18 protein-coding genes and 4 tRNA genes are annotated in these 17,237 nt (G+C 64.2%); 14 read left to right on the top strand and 8 right to left on the bottom strand.

Annotated elements, in window-relative coordinates; genetic code table 11:
• Positions 1-2 precede the first annotated feature (2 nt).
• The 3 genes from MTAB308_RS29005 to MTAB308_RS20180 all read right to left on the bottom strand — a co-directional run bounded on the left by MTAB308_RS29005 (position 3) and on the right by MTAB308_RS20180 (position 3,165).
• Positions 3-614: a hypothetical protein gene (locus tag MTAB308_RS29005; protein ID WP_157900981.1), complete on the bottom strand. Its 612-nt coding sequence runs from the start codon at positions 612-614 to the stop codon at positions 3-5.
• Positions 614-2,596, bottom strand: coding sequence for a hypothetical protein (locus tag MTAB308_RS20185; RefSeq protein WP_157900980.1), 1,983 nt, complete (start codon positions 2,594-2,596; stop codon positions 614-616). Before MTAB308_RS20185 ends, MTAB308_RS29005 begins: the two co-directional genes overlap by 1 nt.
• A 140-nt stretch (positions 2,597-2,736) precedes the next feature.
• On the bottom strand, positions 2,737-3,165 hold the full coding sequence (locus MTAB308_RS20180) for an NUDIX hydrolase (protein WP_077101518.1): 429 nt from the start codon (positions 3,163-3,165) through the stop codon (positions 2,737-2,739).
• 92 nt (positions 3,166-3,257) lie between these two features.
• Here MTAB308_RS20180 and MTAB308_RS20175 point away from each other — a divergent pair, with 92 nt between their 5' ends.
• From MTAB308_RS20175 to MTAB308_RS20155, 5 genes are all read left to right on the top strand, one after another.
• Positions 3,258-4,037 carry a GntR family transcriptional regulator gene (locus MTAB308_RS20175; RefSeq protein ID WP_077101516.1) on the top strand — a complete coding sequence of 260 codons (780 nt, stop codon included), beginning with the start codon at positions 3,258-3,260 and terminating at the stop codon, positions 4,035-4,037.
• A gap of 98 nt (positions 4,038-4,135) precedes the next feature.
• A complete protein-coding gene (locus MTAB308_RS20170) occupies positions 4,136-4,558 on the top strand; it encodes a plasmid replication, integration and excision activator (protein ID WP_077101514.1) in 423 nt (140 codons plus the stop codon).
• Positions 4,555-5,901, top strand: coding sequence for a cell division protein FtsK (locus MTAB308_RS20165; RefSeq protein ID WP_077101512.1), 1,347 nt, complete (start codon positions 4,555-4,557; stop codon positions 5,899-5,901). The genes MTAB308_RS20170 and MTAB308_RS20165 overlap by 4 nt, the downstream gene beginning before the upstream one ends.
• Before the next feature lie 10 nt (positions 5,902-5,911).
• The gene (locus tag MTAB308_RS20160; protein WP_077101510.1) at positions 5,912-6,145 is read left to right on the top strand and encodes a helix-turn-helix transcriptional regulator; all 234 of its coding nucleotides are present in this window, start codon (positions 5,912-5,914) and stop codon (positions 6,143-6,145) included.
• The gene (locus MTAB308_RS20155) at positions 6,146-7,303 is read left to right on the top strand and encodes a site-specific integrase (protein ID WP_077101508.1); all 1,158 of its coding nucleotides are present in this window, start codon (positions 6,146-6,148) and stop codon (positions 7,301-7,303) included. It abuts the gene before it with no gap.
• A gap of 32 nt (positions 7,304-7,335) precedes the next feature.
• On the opposite strand, the gene MTAB308_RS20150 is transcribed toward MTAB308_RS20155, so the two are convergent.
• The 3 genes from MTAB308_RS20150 to MTAB308_RS20140 form a co-directional block, all read right to left on the bottom strand.
• Positions 7,336-7,412: transfer RNA gene (locus tag MTAB308_RS20150), tRNA-Phe, on the bottom strand.
• Between the two features lie 26 nt (positions 7,413-7,438).
• Positions 7,439-7,515, bottom strand: a tRNA-Asp gene (locus MTAB308_RS20145).
• A gap of 31 nt (positions 7,516-7,546) precedes the next feature.
• Positions 7,547-7,619, bottom strand: a tRNA-Glu gene (locus MTAB308_RS20140).
• 135 nt (positions 7,620-7,754) lie between these two features.
• On the opposite strand from MTAB308_RS20140, the gene MTAB308_RS20135 reads away from it, so the two are divergent.
• Both MTAB308_RS20135 and MTAB308_RS20130 read left to right on the top strand, forming a co-directional pair.
• Positions 7,755-7,827: transfer RNA gene (locus tag MTAB308_RS20135), tRNA-Lys, on the top strand.
• 131 nt (positions 7,828-7,958) lie between these two features.
• Positions 7,959-8,768, top strand: coding sequence for a TIGR04255 family protein (locus tag MTAB308_RS20130; protein ID WP_077101507.1), 810 nt, complete (start codon positions 7,959-7,961; stop codon positions 8,766-8,768).
• Here MTAB308_RS20130 and MTAB308_RS20125 read toward each other — a convergent pair.
• Entirely contained in the window at positions 8,758-9,666 is a 909-nt protein-coding gene (locus MTAB308_RS20125) for a class I SAM-dependent methyltransferase (protein WP_077104558.1), read from the bottom strand. The two genes, MTAB308_RS20130 and MTAB308_RS20125, sit on opposite strands and share 11 nt — an antisense overlap.
• Before the next feature lie 88 nt (positions 9,667-9,754).
• Between MTAB308_RS20125 and MTAB308_RS20120 the strand changes: the two genes are divergently transcribed.
• Genes MTAB308_RS20120 through MTAB308_RS20110 form a run of 3 tightly spaced genes read left to right on the top strand, consistent with a single transcriptional unit; the run spans position 9,755 to position 10,958 of the window.
• Entirely contained in the window at positions 9,755-10,255 is a 501-nt protein-coding gene (locus tag MTAB308_RS20120) for a nucleoside deaminase (protein ID WP_245831454.1), read from the top strand.
• 46 nt (positions 10,256-10,301) lie between these two features.
• Positions 10,302-10,712: an ArsR/SmtB family transcription factor gene (locus tag MTAB308_RS20115; protein WP_077101503.1), complete on the top strand. Its 411-nt coding sequence runs from the start codon at positions 10,302-10,304 to the stop codon at positions 10,710-10,712.
• 42 nt (positions 10,713-10,754) lie between these two features.
• Positions 10,755-10,958: a zinc transporter Slc39a7 gene (locus tag MTAB308_RS20110; protein ID WP_077101501.1), complete on the top strand. Its 204-nt coding sequence runs from the start codon at positions 10,755-10,757 to the stop codon at positions 10,956-10,958.
• 21 nt (positions 10,959-10,979) lie between these two features.
• Here MTAB308_RS20110 and MTAB308_RS20105 read toward each other — a convergent pair whose 3' ends face one another.
• Positions 10,980-11,987 carry an oxygenase MpaB family protein gene (locus MTAB308_RS20105; RefSeq protein WP_077101499.1) on the bottom strand — a complete coding sequence of 336 codons (1,008 nt, stop codon included), beginning with the start codon at positions 11,985-11,987 and terminating at the stop codon, positions 10,980-10,982.
• 66 nt (positions 11,988-12,053) lie between these two features.
• Between MTAB308_RS20105 and MTAB308_RS20100 the strand changes: the two genes are divergently transcribed.
• From MTAB308_RS20100 to MTAB308_RS20085, 4 genes are all read left to right on the top strand, one after another.
• Positions 12,054-12,668 carry a TetR/AcrR family transcriptional regulator gene (locus MTAB308_RS20100; protein WP_108637363.1) on the top strand — a complete coding sequence of 205 codons (615 nt, stop codon included), beginning with the start codon at positions 12,054-12,056 and terminating at the stop codon, positions 12,666-12,668.
• Between the two features lie 143 nt (positions 12,669-12,811).
• A complete protein-coding gene (locus tag MTAB308_RS20095; protein WP_077101497.1) occupies positions 12,812-13,834 on the top strand; it encodes an acyl-ACP desaturase in 1,023 nt (340 codons plus the stop codon).
• Positions 13,835-13,837: 3 nt separating this feature from the next.
• Positions 13,838-14,971, top strand: coding sequence for a tRNA dihydrouridine synthase DusB (gene dusB / locus MTAB308_RS20090; RefSeq protein ID WP_077101495.1), 1,134 nt, complete (start codon positions 13,838-13,840; stop codon positions 14,969-14,971).
• A gap of 165 nt (positions 14,972-15,136) precedes the next feature.
• On the top strand, positions 15,137-17,188 hold the full coding sequence (locus tag MTAB308_RS20085; RefSeq protein ID WP_077101493.1) for an LCP family protein: 2,052 nt from the start codon (positions 15,137-15,139) through the stop codon (positions 17,186-17,188).
• The last annotated feature ends 49 nt before the right edge of the window (positions 17,189-17,237 follow it).

Below are 17,237 nucleotides of genomic sequence, written 5' to 3'. Positions count from 1 at the left end.
GCCTAGCGAGGGAACCGGGCCGCGAACGTATTTAGTTCACGTTCGACCGCCAGATGAACCAGCTCGCTCAACGGTGAGCTCTCCGTCAGGCCGAGCGTCTCTAGACTGGTAAGTGATTCGTCGCCTGCGGATCGATTTCCGGCCATGACGAGCCACACGCTCGACGCCCTATCAGCCGAGCGATAAACGGTCCACACGACTAGCGAGTCAAATGCCGTCATCTGATTAAAGATCGAGGAAATGGGATCATCAAGGACGCCAGGTACGACTACCGGATAGCCTCCCGCAGTCAAATGCTCGTCGAACCACGCGCGGTCTTCGGGGTGTGTTTCAAGCTGGCGTGTGGCATCGGTCGTCGCGGCTTCCCGCTCGGTATCACTCAATGGGGTTCGGACCCAAATGTCTAGGTTATCGGCTTCCGTCTCGACGTATTCGTTAATGTCGGGGAGCCCGCCTACCCCACGCGAAAACTTCAGAGCGCCACGATATTTTGCTCGTGCCGAGTCTAGAGTGTTGCCGCCACCGACGATGCTGTCCGGCAGAGAGAAGAACTGCCAAGCGGGGGTGTGTGCCGCGTCGTGGTGATATATGACTGTCTGTATTGGATGTGACATCAGTCCACCTCGTTTCGGGCTTCATCTGGACTAAGACCGACATCTTCGACTAACACACGGCGAACGATCTTCCCAGAAACCTCCGCGCGATCTGGGAACGCAAATGTGAACTCGCGACTTTTCCCCTTGTACCGCCGTTGTGACTTCATTCGCCGCTGCGGAGCGCCACAGTGCTTCTCGATAATTCGCACCAGTGCCGCGCTGCGTAGGGACGGCCACTTTTCACCCAGTGGCGTCAACAACGGCATGGCACGGACGGGGCGCCCGAACAGTCGACCGGCTTCTGCTTCGCCGGTGTACAGGGCGCTGACGCCGTCCGAGATCGGTTCGATTGTGAACTCGTCGTCCTGAATATCCAGATACTTCCCTCGAAAGAACAGTGCCTGCTTCCCAACGAGAATCTCGTCGGAGCCAAGCGTGATCTTCAGCGACTTGATCGCGATGAATTCGTAGATGGTGTCCACTACAGGCTCGAGTTGCGTCTCCCGCCTGATGATCGTGAACGGTCCAGTAAGGGGGCCGCTACGCGTCTCTCTCGACAGGAGCTTTGCCGCCTCAATGATGGCGATCGCCTCATCTTTGGTCATCTCGGCAGGCATCCGGAGAAGCACACTTACGTGGTTCTGAATCCGGGCAAGAGCTTCGGCGACGACCGACCATCGTTTCGCCGCATTGTCATGATGATCGGGTCTCGGCGCAGGGCCACCGCTAGTGAATTGCTTTGGACCGTAAGCTAAACCGATCCCGATTCGGTTCGGGGCATGCATGGCGGCCAGAAACTTCAGACCTTCGACGATGTCGGCGGGGCGCCGGCCGCTTAGGTTGTATTCCGTGCTGATGTTCCAGGTGAGTTCGCGCTGCGCGGTCTTCTTGGCCAACATCTCGACCGTGAACAACTTGGCGTTATCCACCCAGATGCCGCGAACGCCACCTTGGCCCTGACTGAATTCCGTCCGCTTGATGGTGGTGCTGGCGATCACCGTGTCAGAGTCCGGCGCCAGCATCGCGATGGCAAGCTCGGTGTCTTCGTCGTCGACGGACTGCTCGATCACGTTGATTACCTGAAGGCTGGCACCGCTCAGGTCCCCACCCAGGCCGGCCGGCAGGTCGAGAGAGCCGGTTACCGTGCCCACCGGCATCGATAGGGGTGCGCCGTAGTCGATGAATTTTTCCACTTGCTGCCGGAGTTCCTCGTCGTCCGCGGGGACCGCAAGCTGCAGCCGCCAAGTGATCGGGCGCTCCTGGACCGCCGCCAACGAGCGCGCAAAGATCTTGATAGTGATCCACACCGAGTCCTGACACATTGCGTAAGCCGCGACCAAACCCTCTTCATACGACGACGGCTCATCGGGTGGCGGCTTGTCTGAGACATCGAAGCTGTACTTGTAGAATGGATCACATTCGTTGAGCGCCTTATATATTGACGTCAGATCCGTCATTACGTCGGATGGCATTAGAGGTTCGTTCTCTTGCCGATCTTTCCGGACGGAGAGGATCCTGGTGAGATGATCCATCGCCGCCTGCAGGCGTTCCTTGCCGTCACGCAGGTAGTAGTCGATGACGTTCTGATACTCGGCTGCAAGGGTGTCGCACATCAGCAAACCGTGTGTCGCGCGAGGAAAGTCAGCATTCGCAGTGTGAGCGTCCAACCAGCCGAGATTTTGGTTAGTCAGGTCGAGTGGCATGACGAGATGCCATTCCGTAATCAGCCAATCTTCTTTTTTACTGGTTTCAACGACCCGCGAGAACGACCGCTTGATTGCACGCTTCTGGGTTCCATTCAAGTTGTCGCAGTACCGCTTGATCTGCCAAACTGCGCGCTCCTTGCCCCAGCCAGCGGGGCCAGGAACGAAGATGTCGATTCCGCCGTCGCCTTGGCTTGGACGCACACGAACTGCATTCGGGAATTTGCTACACAGGAGCATCCCGACGACGGTCTCAACCTCTTCGCCTGACTGTCGGGTCCATTCAACTCGAGCCACGAACGCCGGACCTTCCGAAATTCAATCTGCCGCCTGCCTGAGTAATGCTAAAGGCAGCAGCGGTTTGAGCCGCGTACGCGCGCTGGTTGGATCGATCCGCTCCAGACAGTTGCCTAGGAACGAACCGGCAGCGGAGACTGTCAGCCCGATACGACGCTGACTCCGTCGTGAGCGCGCGAATGAACGCTTTCGTCGAACGCATCCAGGACGCGCACGGCGAAGGCAGGACTCATCGCTGACTGAACTTCTCCCCTGGTCATCCAACGAACTTCGCGCGCCTCGGCCGTCGGGTGGGTGATCCCCTCGGCCGGACGGCAACGATAGACGAGAGCGACTATCCCGTGAGTGAGGTTCTTGTAAACGCCGCTCAGACGTTCCACCGTGACGTCCAGACCAGTTTCTTCGAGCACTTCGCGCCGGACGCCATCCTCGAAGGATTCGTGCAGTTCGAGTACGCCACCGGGAGCCTCCCAGTGGTCGTTGTCGTCTCGGCGGATCACAAGAACCAGACCGTCATCCCGGACGACGATGCCGGCGACACTCACCGAGTGCTTTGGCGTGTTTCCCATCGGTGGTCTCCATTGTTCGATGCCGGCGACGTGACACGAGGTTGACTGGCTTCCTAGACTAGTCGTCTAGACATGTAAGGGAAGGCCACCGGGTGCTGCAACTTGGACAGATCGACCGGGCGGACGACAAGCCGCCATATCGGCAGATCGCGGGCATGTTGCGCGAAGCGATTATTCACAACCAGCTACCCCCCGGGGAACGACTGCCGTCCGAGGCTGAATTGATCGAGCACTTCGGCGTGGCCCGCATGACTGTAAGACAAGCGATGCATGAGCTTCGTTCCGAGGGACTGGTCATCTCGCAACATGGCCGCGGAGTGTTCGTCCGCCCGACGGCGCCGATTCACAGACTGGCGTCAGATCGATTCGCGCGAAAGCACCGCGCGGAAGGCAAGGCGGCATTCACCGTGGAAGCTGAGAAATCCGGTTACTCGCCGCAGGTCGACAGTATCGTCGTGAATCGACAGAAGCCGAATTCCTTTGTAGCTGAGAGACTTAGAGTCTCGCCCAATGATGACGTGGTCGTGCGATCGAGGCGGTACCTCGCGAATGGCCGGCCGGTTGAGACAGCGGTCTCCTTCATCCCGGCGGCTTTCGCTGAAGGTACGAAGATCGAGCAGGTCGACACGGGGCCTGGTGGTATTTACGCCCGCCTGGAAGAGAACGGTCATGTACTCGGCCGCTTCACCGAGGAAGTCGCAGCCCGGATGCCCACTCCCGAGGAACGGCGGGAGCTGGAACTTGAGCCCGGCGTTCCCGTATTGACTGTGCTCCGAACCGCCTACGACGCGAATGATGTGGCGGTTGAGGTCTGCGACACGGTGAAGGTTAGCTCGGCCTACCTGCTCGAATACGAGTTTCCGGCGCGCTGAGGCCAAAGTCTTCGATCCGTCGCGCTCCGATCGTTGCACTCCTCTAGACGACTATGTAACCTCAACTTGTCTAGAGCAGTTCTCATGAAAGGTCCACGATGTCCGTTCCTAAATGGCTCAAGGTGTCTCACCAGCAGGTTTTCCCGCACCGAGCGTTCGTGGTGTCCGACGTCACTGCGGTGATCGATTACGAGCGGTCAACAAAGGACAGCAAGGTTCAGGCGACTGATCGAGAATCAGGCGTCCCGTTGTGGCAGGTCGAAGTCCTCGACGGCGACCCGGCCGCTAGCAAGCGAGCACGCACTCTCACCGTCAAGTTCGCAACACCCAATCAACCTGTGTGCCCGCCGAACGCTGCCGGAATGCCCTTCACGCCAGTGATTTTCGAGGAGCTGTGCGTATTGCCGTACGTAGACCGTTCGAGCGAATCCGGCCGCATCGCGTGGTCGTTTCGGGCCTCGGGCATGATTGCGGACACCGGCAAGGCGGGGTCCTCAGCGGCAGACCGGGCATCAGCATGAGTCCCTACGACCCCGTAGTACTTAGCGATCCGTATTCGATTCCAGATCCCGATGCCGGGATGGACCTCCTTGACCTCACGCACCTACTGGCGGTCGGCGCCATGTGGCTCATCGCGGTGATCGGCGTGGTCACCCTTTCGCTCGTCGTTTGGAGACTGCGTTCGCCCGCCACATTTAGGCGTTATGTTGCAACCCCAGCGCGGCGGGCTCGATGGCTGCTATGGGCGCTGATCTCCTGGCCGCGAGTTGCGAAGGCCTGCGGGTTGTCCACTTCAGAGCGCGTCACGCGCACGGACTTACAGGGCAAGAGCAAGACGAGGACAGTCTGGACTCATCCTCGCCTTCTCGGGGTGAGCATGTCAGGCGACTGCCTGCGAATGACCGTCCGCACACGGACCGGCCAGACGGTGGATGACCTGGAGAATTCGGTGCCCGCAATCCGTGATGCCGTCGGGGCACATTCCGCCCGCTCGACGGTCGTTGCGCCCGGCACGGTCCGGATGGAATTCGTTACGAAGCAACATCTTTCTTTTGTCGAAACTGCTAGACAGCCAATCAGTGACGCGGCGAAGGCAGTGGACATAGGTCGGCGCGAGAACGGGTCGGCCTGGATTCTCCGTGTCGCTGGCTTGCACACCCTGACTGTCGCGTGCTCAGGGGCGGGAAAGGGTTCCATTTTCTGGGGCATCGCAGGCGGATTGGCTCCGGCCGTGAGGTCGGGGACTGTGCGGCTTTTCGCGGTAGACCTCAAGTACGGGATCGAAGTGTCAGTCGGCTCCGCGCTATTCACCGAAGTCGCGACGACCGAGGCCGAGGCCGCCAGGCTGCTGGCCAAGCTAGAGGAACTATTGGATAGCCGCGGACGCCGGATGGCCGGCCGAGCGCGTTCGCACGCACTCAGCACGGCCGAGCCGCTCATGGTTCTGCTCATCGACGAATTGGCCGGCCTGACCGCCTACATGACAGACGCCGCCAGCAAGAAGCAAGTTGCGGCCTCGCTTTCACGCATTCTGACAAAAGGCAGAGCTGTCGGAATCGTCGTCGCTGCCTTCATGCAGGACCCACGCAAAGAGATCCTGCCCATGCGCGGACTATTCACCCAAACCGTTGCACTTCGTCTGCGTTCACGCGACGAGGTCGCGATGGTGCTGGGCGATGGCCTCGCCGATGCCGCGCCCGCGCACCGCATCGACGCCAATGAACCTGGAACCGGATACGTAATCGACGAAGACGGATCAACGGTGCGGGTCCGCGCCGACTACTGGCCCGACTCGTTAATCCGTTCAGTTGCAAACGAATACGGGGTGGCTACTCAAAGCTACCAAGGTCCGGCGGAGAACTGAGGACATCGCCATGGCAACTCTCGGCATCAGCACCGCGGCCACCGTTGCCGCAACTTTTCCGGAGCTGCTGACAGCAGAGCAGGTGGCCGAGCTGCTCGGCGTGTCGGCCGCGACCGTGAGCCGATGGGGCGCGATGCGCGAACACGGCGCCGAAGTCGGACCGCCGTGCTACACGCTATCGGACCGGGTAAGACGTTGGGACGCAGCGGAAGTCCGCGCGTGGCTACGCCAGGTGCGCCGCTAAGTGGCCGGATCGGGACCGCGCGGTATCCGCAAGAGGACCAACGCAGCCGGCCAGCCGCGCTATCAAGTGCGCTACCTGGTGCGGGATCCAGATTCGTCATCGGGATGGGTGGAAACGTCATCGACGTTCGCCAGCCTCCGCGAAGCGCGGGCCTTCAAAGCTGAGCGCGACGGCGAAGCGGCGATCGGTGCCAGGCGCTTCGACCCTCGGCTTGGCCGTGTGAGCCTTTCCGGCATCTGGACTCACTACAGCGCGTCCAAACGCCCGGCCGTGTCACCCAAGACCTGGAGCGGCTACACCCAGCATTGGAAACTCCGCATCAGCCCGCGCTTCGGCCATGTCCCGCTCGACGAGATCACCCGCAAAGATATCCAGCAATTCATCGATACCCTCACCGTCGGGCCGTGGGCGAAACTCGCCACCCTTCGACTCCTGCGGTCGATCCTCGAAATGGCCCGCGAGGACGGCCGCATCCACACCAACCCGGCGCAAGGCGTATCAGCGGGGCGGATTCCGGCCCGAGAACGTCACCGCTACCTCACCACGACAGAAGTAGCCGCCCTAGCGGCGGCATGCGGCGACCAGGGGGACGTCGTCACCATCCTGGCCTTGACCGGGCTGCGCTGGTCCGAACTGGTCGGCCTGCGCGTCGGCGATATCGACCTGTCGGCGCGCCGGCTCTACGTCCGCCAGGCGGCGCCGGAAGTGGAAGGGCGGATCATTGTCGGACCGCCAAAGACTCGCGCCGCGGTGCGAACCGTCCCGCTACCCCATATCGTCATCGACGCACTGAAGCCACGAGTCGCGGGCCGCGCACCAGGCGAACAAGCGGTCACCTCACCTAATGGTGGCTTCCTGAGGTCCAACAACTGGCGTCGACACGTCCGCTGGTCTCGTGCACTTCAGACAACCAACCTCGCGCCGTTGACGATTCACGACCTACGACACACGTACGCCAGCCTGGCCCGGGCTTCCGGCGCTGACCTTCGCTACGTCCAGAAAACCATGGGGCACTCGACGCCAACTGTCACCGCGAACATCTACAGCGACCTCTACGCCGATGAACTCGACCACGTAGCCACGAACCTTGACCGGCTCCACAGCTCCGCCGCCAACCAGGCGAACGGACAGGAACCGGACGCACCAAAACGTCCATAGAGTGCCGTCACCGCGTCCATGCAGCTCAAGACTGGTGGCCAGGGCCGGGATCGAACCGGCGACCTTCCGCTTTTCAGGCGGACGCTCGTACCGACTGAGCTACCTGGCCGGAAGGCATGGGCTGCCTCGCCGTGCTGGCGACCCTGACGGGACTCGAACCCGCGACCTCCGCCGTGACAGGGCGGCGCGCTAACCAACTGCGCCACAGGGCCTCGCTATCGCTCCGCGTCATTGCGTCGCGCGTACCCCCAACGGGATTCGAACCCGTGCTACCGCCGTGAAAGGGCGGCGTCCTAGGCCACTAGACGATGGGGGCCAGAACCGAATCACTCCGGGGGCACTCGCAACGCAGTTACCGTTGGGAGCCACGTCAGCTTAGGTCACCGCAGGCCCAATCCTCAAACGAGCGCCGTCCGGGCGGTGTTCCGAACGCAGTATTCTGAACCTTCGCGCCCCTATAGCTCAGTTGGTAGAGCTACGGACTTTTAATCCGCAGGTCCTAGGTTCGAGTCCTAGTGGGGGCACTTAAAGCGGTCCTTACCTCGGCCGATGCCGAGCATGCGCCGTCCTGGCGTGCCCGGCACCACTGCGAATCACCCCGCGGGTCCTGCGCCGCGGGGTGTGGCCCTCGTTCGGCGGCCAAGCGGCTTGGCTTATGCTCGGAAATGTGAGTGTCGATGCGGCCTACCCAAACGCGCCTGTAGCCCTGGTAACCATGGAAATCCGTCACCCGGCAACGGATTCCCTCACCGAATCCTCGAGCGGAGAGCTCAGACGCCTGCTCGCTGACCTACTGCCGATCGAACGCCAGGCGCAGGACGTGGCCTGGGCGATGGGCGCCGGCGGAAATCCGCAACCCGCCGCCGAGCGGTTCGTGCGTTACGTCAACCGCGACAACACGCTCGCCGCCTCGATGAAGACCCAGGCGGTCGTCATCGAGACCACCGCATACACCAACTTTGAGGAGCTGGTCGACCTGGTGATGCGGGTCATCGACGCCCGCTCACAGTTTTCGCCGATCGTCGGGGTGGAGCGCCTCGGCCTGCGCTACGTCCTCGAGATCCGCGTCCCGCAGGGCGTGGACGGCCGCATCGAGTGGGCCAACTGGATCGCCGAGCCACTGCTCGGACCGCAGCGCATCGCGCCCGCCGGCCTGACCCTGACCGAATGGCAGGGAGCCGCGGTGTACCGGGAGGCGAACCCAGGCAAGTCGATGATCGTGCGCTACGGCCCGGGTGTGGGCCAGGCGCTGGACGCCAGCTACCACCTGCGCCGCACGATGCCGGCCGCGCAGGGCCCGTTCTTCCTCCTGGACATCGACAGCTTCTGGACCCCGCTCGGGTCAATCCCCGAATACGACCGGAGCACGGTGCTGGCGACCTTCCAGGACCTCTACGACCCGGCCCGCACCGTGTTTCAGGAGATGCTCACCACCCGCCTGAAGGACGACCTGCTCAGCCGCTAAGCCCGGTAAACACCGCGCTGCTGTAGGTCACGTCGGCGAAGGCATCGGCGGCGTCGTCGTCGGGATAGACGAAGCCGTTGGCCGCGTGCAACTCCTTGACGGTTTGGGACGACGTCCGCCATCCGCGCTGGGCCAGATGGTCGAGAATGTGGCTGCGCTGACCGTGATACACGAGGTCGTTGAAGTCGATCTCGAACCCGAGTTCGCTCATCCGGTCATGGTGCGCGCGCCAGCGCTCATCGGCGAAAACGGCGGTGTCCGGCACGAATTCGAAGGCCAGGCGGCTGCCCGAGGCGCTCAACGCGGTGATGTTGTCGAATAAGGCGTCCTGGGCCTCGTCGGGCAGGTAGACCAAGAGGCCCTCGGCGCTCCACGCCGCCGGCGCCTGCGGATCGAAGCCCGCGGCCCGCAACGCCCCGGCCCAGTCGTCGCGCAGGTCGACGGCAACGGTGCGCCGCTCGGCGGTCGGCTCGGCACCGAGGTCGCGCAGCGCCAGCGTCTTGAACTCAATCACCTCGGGCATGTCGACCTCATATACGACGGTGCCCGCCGGCCACGGCAGGCGGTAGGCGCGCGCGTCCAGGCCCGAGGCGAGGATCACCACCTGACCAATGCCGCCGCGCGTCGCGTCGAGGAAGAATTGGTCGTAAAACCTGGTGCGGCAAGCCATCCCGCGCGCCATCCGCTGCGGATCGAACTCGGACTCCTCCCCGACCGGGATCTCGCCGTTGACCAACCGGACGTAGACGTCGATGCCCACCGCGCGCACCAACGGCGCCGCGTAGGGGTCCTCGATCAACTTTTCGGCGCTGGACAGCGCCCGCTGCGCGGCGACCATGGTCGCCGTCGCCCCGACGCTCGTCGCCAAATCCCAACGATCGCGGTCGGTGCGCGCCATGGTGTTCCTCATCCCCAGCCGAGAAATATAGATTGTCTAGTTACTACCACAGCGCCGGCGGCCGCCCCGCGCGACTACCCTCCGACCTGTGATGGACTTCGCCCAGCGCACGATCGAATTGGCACGTCGCAACGTCGCGGACGGCGGTCGGCCCTTCGCGACGGTGATCGCGCGGGACGGCGAAGTCCTCGCCGAGAGCGCCAACCGGGTGGCCCAGACGAACGATCCAACCGCTCACGCCGAAATACTGGCGATCGGGGAGGCGTGCCGGAAGCTCGGCACCGAGCACCTGGTCGACAGCACCATCTATGTGCTGGCCCATCCGTGCCCGATGTGCCTGGGCTCGCTGTACTACTGCTCGCCCAGGGAAGTCGTCTTCCTGATCACTCGCGAGTCCTACGAGCAGTACTACCTCGATGACCGCAAATACTTCGAGGTCGCCACGTTCTACGACGAATTCGCCAAGCCCTGGGACCGGCGTCGCCTCCCGATGCGCTACCGGCCCCACGAAGCCGCAGTGGACGTGTACCGGTTCTGGAACGAGCGCAACGGCGGCCGGCGCACGTCGACGGTCGTCCCCCCCGGCTGACTACCGCGGCATTGCCGCACAGAACACCCTCCGCTACTATTTGCGTATGCATGCAGGTAATAGCGAAGACCGCTTGCCCGACGACCAGGCCGGCCTCGTCGTCGAGGTTTTCCGGATGCTCGCCGACCCCACCCGCGTGCAAGTGCTCTGGTCGTTGACGCACCGCGAGATGTCGGTCAACGAACTTGCCGAACATGTGGGAAAGCCCGCGCCGTCGGTCTCCCAGCACCTGGCGAAGCTGCGCATGGCGCGGCTGGTGCGCACGCGCCGCGACGGCACCAGCATCTTCTACAGCCTGGAGAACGACCACGTCCGGCAGCTCGTCATCGATGCGGTCTGCAACGCCGAGCACGCCGGGCCCGGGGTTCCCCGCCATCACCGGGGCGAGAGTGACCTGAAGGCCGTCGCCGGACCGTCGTCGACGCGAAGCGCTCGTCCGCGTCGGGGCCCGGCTTGACGACCAAGGGGCACAACAGGTTTCAGAGAGACAGGTGACATAATGACCGAGCCGCACACCCATGACGCGCCGCACGCGCACGAACACCGCCACGGCGACGCGACCCATTCACACGCGCACACCACGCACGAGCACGACCATGTCAGCCACGAGCATCCCCACGCCCACGACGACGGAACCGAGCACACTCACCAACACGTGCACCAGTCCGACCTCGAAGGCGCGCACAACCACGTCCACGGGTAGAGATACGGTCGGCGGACGGGCTTAGACCCGCGGACAGTAGTGCTTGGGGTTGTCCCGTTCGTCCAATGGCGGCAGGTTGCGCGCCGGCGTCTGCACCAGCGGTGCGTCCGCCGGGATCCGTCCGGTGACGCGATCCCAGCCGGCCCGCGCCCGCGGATGTTTCCGGTATCGCCGTGGTACACAGGCGAAAACGACGCGGACGAGGTCGCCGAAGCGCCGGTGCAGCCATTCGTCGCGGCGCGACCACCGGTAGCCCATCAGTTCGCGCACCGGCGGGTCGTAGAGGCCGACGGTGAGCCACACGAAAAACGGGGCCAGCAGTTTGCGCTGTGCGGCCCACAAGGGGTCCGGAAGCCATTGAGCGAACGGCGGTTTGGGCAGCGCGGTGAGGTCGAGGACCGCGCGGGCGGCCCAATTGTTCTCTAAGACGTTGCGGCACATGTGGTCCCAGTAGACCTTGAAGTCCTCCCAGGACGCCGGCACCGGGCGCATGCTCATGCCGTACAGGCGGTACCACTCGACGTGCTCGTCGAAGAGCTGGCGCCGCTGCGCCTCCGTCAGACCCCCGCAAAAGCGTTCGGCCACATGGATCGTGCCGACGAAGAAGGTGGCGTGAGCCCAGTAGAACACGTCGGGGTTCAGCGCGTGGTAGCGCCGGCCCTGTTCGTCGACGCCCTTGATATCGGTGTGGTAGTCGCGCACCTCGGCGCCGGTGACCGGGGCGCGGTCGCCGTCGAAGACGACGCCACCGATCGGGTACAACGAGCGCAGCAGTCGTGGCCAGCGCTCCCGGAAGAACGTCGAATGGTCGATGACGGCCGCGCCGAGCTGCGGGTGCATGTTCTGCATGGAGCCCGCCCACGGACCCTGCAGCATGCCGCGCCAGTCCCCGAAGTACCGCCAGGTCAAAGAATCCGGGCCGAGCGGCGTCGGTGGCACCGCGTAGCCCAGTGGCGACACCGGGCACCCGCCGGCGACGCCGTCGGAGCCGCTGGTCAGCGAGTGGGGTGCGGACGTATGTTGGGTCACTATTGGATTCCTGTAAGTATCGGCAAACTGACTACATGCGTTGTCAATTTAGAGCTTAGGAGCGATGTGCCGACCGGTCAACGACGGGGCCGCTGGACCGGCGTCCCCCTGGAAAGCCGGCACGCCCTGCGTCGCGACAATCTCATCACCGCCGGTGTGCAGTTGCTCGGCAGCGATCGCGGCCCCGCGTTGACCGTGCGCGCGGTGTGCCGCAAGGCCGCGCTCACGGAGCGCTACTTCTACGAAAGCTTCTCCGACCGTGACGAATTCGTGCGCGCCGTCTATGACGACGTGTGCACGCGGGCGATGAACACCCTGACGTCCGCGAAAACCCCGCGCGAGGCCGTCGAACAGTTCGTCGAGCTGATGGTCGACGATCCCGTGCGTGGGCGGGTGCTGCTGCTGGCGCCCACGGTGGAGCCGATATTGACCCAGTCCGGCGCGGAGTGGATGCCCAACTTCATCGACTTGCTGCAGCGCAAGCTGTCCCGGATCGGCGATTCGGTGTTGCAGAAAATGATCGCCACGAGCCTGGTCGGCGGGCTGACGAGCCTGTTCACCGCCTACCTCAACGGCCAGCTCGGGGCGAGCCGAACGCAGTTCATCGACTACTGCGTCAACATGCTGTTCACCGCGGCGTCGCCGTACGTCTCCGCGGCCGAGCAGGCCAAATCCGAGTAGCGGTTTCCGTCGGCGCCGAGCTGGCTAGCCATGAGAAGTAACGATCCGGAATCCCGACGGCGCGCGGGCTGGAGAAACTTGATGCTACCGGCGGGCACAGATATATTGACTGCAACCCGTAGACACAGATAACTGGAGGGGCCATGTCAGCCCAGCTGACCGACCTACAGCTGCTGCACGAACTGGAGCCGGTGGTCGAGAAATACCTCAACCGGCACGAGAGCGTGCACAAGGACTGGAACCCGCACGACTACATTCCGTGGTCGGACGGCAAGAACTTCTACGCGCTCGGCGGTCAGGATTGGGACCCCGAGCAGAGCAAGCTCTCCGACCTCGCCCAGGTGGCGATGGTGCAGAATCTGATGACGGAAGACAATCTGCCCTCCTATCACCGCGAAATCGCGATGAACTTCGGCATGGACGGCGCCTGGGGGCAGTGGGTCAACCGTTGGACCGCCGAGGAGAACCGGCACGGGATCGCGCTGCGCGACTATTTGGTGGTGACCCGCGCCGTCGACCCGGTCGAGTTGGAGAAGCTGCGCATCGAGGTGGTGAACCGCGGTTTCAGCCCGGGCCAGAACCACCAGGTTCGTGAAGACCTGTTCGCCGAGAGCCTGTTCGATTCGGTCATCTATGTCACGTTCCAGGAGCTGGCGACCAGGATTTCGCACCGCAACACCGGTAAGGCCTGCAACGAGCCGATCGCAGACCAGATGCTCGCCAAAATCTCGGCCGACGAGAACCTGCACATGATCTTCTACCGCGACGTCAGCGAGGCCGGGTTCGAGATCGATCCCAACCAGGCGACGAGGTCGCTGCACAAGATCCTGCGCAACTTCCAGATGCCCGGCTTCCAGGTACCTGAATTCCGGCGCAAAGCCGTGTTGATCGCCATGGGAGGCGTGTACGACCCCCGCATCCACCTCGACGACGTCGTCATGCCGATCCTGAAGAAATGGCGCTTCTTCGAGCGCGAGGACATCACCGGTGAGGCGGCCGAGTTGCGCGAGGACCTTGCACTGCTGATCAAGGAGCTCGAGGCGTCCTGCGACAAGTTCGAGGTCTCCAAGCAGCGCCAACTCGATCGGGAGGCCCGCACGGGCAAGAGGACCACGGCATTCGAGCTACATCAGACGGCTGGCAAGCTGGCGATGAGCCGCCGGTAGTCCGTGCGCATCGGTCCGATCACGCTGGCCAGCCCGGTGGTGCTGGCGCCGATGGCCGGCGTGACGAACGTCGCGTTCCGGACGCTGTGTCGCGAGCTGGAACTGTCGAAGGTCGGCACGGTCAGCGGCCTGTACGTCTGCGAGATGGTGACCGCTCGCGCCCTCGTCGAGCGGCATCCGGTCACCATGCACATGACCACGTTCGCGCCGGACGAGTCGCCCCGCTCGCTGCAGCTCTACACCGTCGACCCGGCGACCACCTACGCGGCCGCGCGGATGATCGCCGACGAGAACCTCGCCGATCACATCGACATGAATTTCGGCTGCCCGGTGCCCAAGGTCACCAAGCGTGGTGGCGGGGCGGCGCTGCCGTTCAAGCGGCGGCTGTTCGGTCAGATCGTCGCGGCCGCCGTGCGGGCCACCGAGGGCACCCGGATACCGGTGACCGTCAAGTTCCGCATCGGCATCGACGACGAGCACCACACGCACCTGGACGCCGGCCGCATCGCCGAAGCCGAGGGGGCCGCCGCGGTCGCCCTGCACGCCCGCACGGCGGCGCAGCGCTACTCCGGCACCGCCGATTGGGAACAGATCGCGCAGCTCAAGCAGCAGGTGCGGACCATCCCGGTGCTGGGCAACGGCGACATCTATGACCCCAGCGACGCGCTGGCGATGATGGCCTCCACGGGTTGCGACGGCGTGGTCATCGGCCGCGGCTGCCTGGGCCGGCCGTGGCTGTTCGCCGAGCTGTCGGCCGCGTTCACCGACCGGCCGGCTCCGACCCCTCCCACGCTGGGCGAGGTCGCCGACATCATGCGCCGGCACGGCAGGCTGCTGGCGGCGCATTTCGGCGAGGACAAGGGCATGCGCGACATCCGCAAGCACATCGCCTGGTACCTGCACGGCTTCCCCGCCGGATCGGAATTGCGCCGGGCGCTGGCGATGGTCACGACGCTGGACGAACTCGACACGCTGCTCGGCCGATTGGACGGCTCGGTGCCCTTCCCGGACTCGGCGACCGGCCCTCGCGGCCGACAGGGTTCACCGGCCCGCGTGACGCTGCCCGAAGGCTGGCTGACCGACCCGGACGACTGCACGGTGCCGGCCGGGGCGGACGTGATGCACTCGGGTGGCTGAGCGTTAACACGCTCGAAATCGCTTCGGGACCGATAACTCAGTACGATGTGGACCTTGCCGCATTGCGCTTCCGTGGGGGTCGGTTTGGTGCCGCTGCGGGAGCGCGCTGGGATTTGCGTACGGGCTCCCCTACCGTCGCATGAGAGCTTCGGAGGCCGATAGGACATGAGTGATGGCGGCACTGACGCCACTCTTGACCATCGGCGCACCCCGCAACCACGACTGGGCTCGGCCCCGTGGGAACGGTTCGCCGAAGCACCGGCCGATGACGGCGTTCACCGATGGCAGGCCGAGCCGGCGTTGATCGAGCCCGCGGCCGAAGAGCCGGAAAAAGCGGGCTGCCACGCCGACGGTGGGCTCACGGTCGCCGATCTGATCGCCAAGGTCGGGGCGCCCAGCGCCGCCCGGCCCAGCCACCGCCGCGCCGCCTCCGACGCCGAACCCGCCGAAAACGCGCCGGGTCTGCCCGTCGAGCTGCAGGACACCCAGGTGATCGAGACCCCGGCGTATTCCCTCGACGCCGCCGCGGAACTACCGGACCTCCAGGCCGCCCATTATCCGAACGACGACGAGTTCGACACCTCGGCGGCCACCCCGGATTCCGAGCGCGCGCCCAACAGCCGCGAGTCGAAGCCGACGTCCCGCCGGCGGCCGATACGGGTCGCCGCGCGCTCGGCGGCGGCCCTGGCCGCCGTGCTGGCGCTGGCCCTGACCGGTGGCGCGTGGCAATGGAGCGCGTCGAAGAATAACCGCCTCAACATGATCAGCGCGCTCGACCCGAATTCGAGCGACATCCGGGATCCCGGTGGGCAGTACGGCGACGAGGACTTCTTGATCGTCGGCGTCGACTCGCGGGCCGGGGAAAACGCCGACATGGGCGCCGGCAGCACTGACGACGCCGATGGCGCGCGGTCCGACACCGTCATGCTGGTGAACATCCCGGCGAACCGGAAACGCGTGGTCGCGGTGTCGTTCCCCCGCGACCTGGCGATCACCCCGATCCAATGCGAGGCCTACAACCCCAACACCGGCAAGTACGGACCGATCTACGACGAGAAGACCAAGACCTGGGGTTCCAAGATGGTCTACACCGAGACCAAGCTGAACTCCGCATACGCGTTCGGCGGCCCCAAATGTCTGGTCAAGGAGATCCAGAAGCTGTCCGGCCTCAACATCAACCGGTTCATCGCCGTCGACTTCGCCGGGTTCGCCAAAATGGTCGACGCCCTCGGCGGCGTCGAAGTGTGCAGCCGCACCCCGCTGCACGACTACGAACTGGGCACGGTGCTCGACCACGCGGGACGCCAAGTCCTCGACGGCGCAACCGCGTTGAACTACGTGCGAGCCCGCCAGGTGACGACCGAGACCAACGGTGACTACGGCCGCATCAAACGCCAGCAGTTGTTCTTGTCGTCGCTGTTGCGATCGCTGATCTCCGAGGACACGTTGCTCGACCTCAACAAGCTCAACAACGTCGTCAACATGTTCATCAACCTCACTTCCGTCGACAACGTCAAGACCAAGGACCTGGTCCAGCTGGGTCAGTCGTTGCAGGGCATGGCGGCCGGGCACATGACGTTCGTGACGGTGCCGACCGGCGTCACGGACCAGAACGGCGATGAGCCGCCGCGGATGGCCGACATGCGGGCGCTCTTCGACGCCATCATCAACGACGACCCGCTGCCCGAGGAAAACGACCAGAACGCCAAGCCTTTGGGCGGGTCGTCACCCACCTCGGGAGCGACGAAGGCGCCCACCACCAAGAAGACGCCGACCCCCACCGCGGCACCCGAGGCTCAGCACCAACAGGTGACGACCGCGTCGCCGCAAGACGTCACGGTGCGGGTGTCCAATGCGACGACACAGAGCGGGCTGGCGGCCACCGCGACCAAACAGCTCAAGAACCACGGCTTCAACGTGATGACGCCCGATGACTACCCGAGTTCGGTCAACACGACGACGGTGTTGTTCTCGCCGGGCAACGAGCAGGCCGCCGCCACGGTGGCGTCGTCGTTCGCCAACGCGAAGGTCCAACGGGTCTCCGGCTACGGGCAGGTCATCCAGGTGGTGTTGGGCCCGGACTTCAACGCGGTTGCCACTCCGGCACCGACCGGCTCGTCGGTCAGCATGCAGATAGAACGCGGGTCGGGCAACGCGCCGACCCAGCTGCCCGACGACCTGACGGTGACCAACGCGGCCGACACCACCTGCGAGTAAAGAATTTTGGCGGTACGGCGCCGACCATTTCCCGTGTCGAGAACGTAGG

This window comes from Mycobacterium terramassiliense (assembly GCF_900157385.1).
Lineage (GTDB): Bacteria > Actinomycetota > Actinomycetes > Mycobacteriales > Mycobacteriaceae > Mycobacterium > Mycobacterium terramassiliense.
The sequence above is the reverse complement of the archived record's forward strand: the minus strand, read 5'-3'. Positions and strand labels throughout refer to the sequence as shown.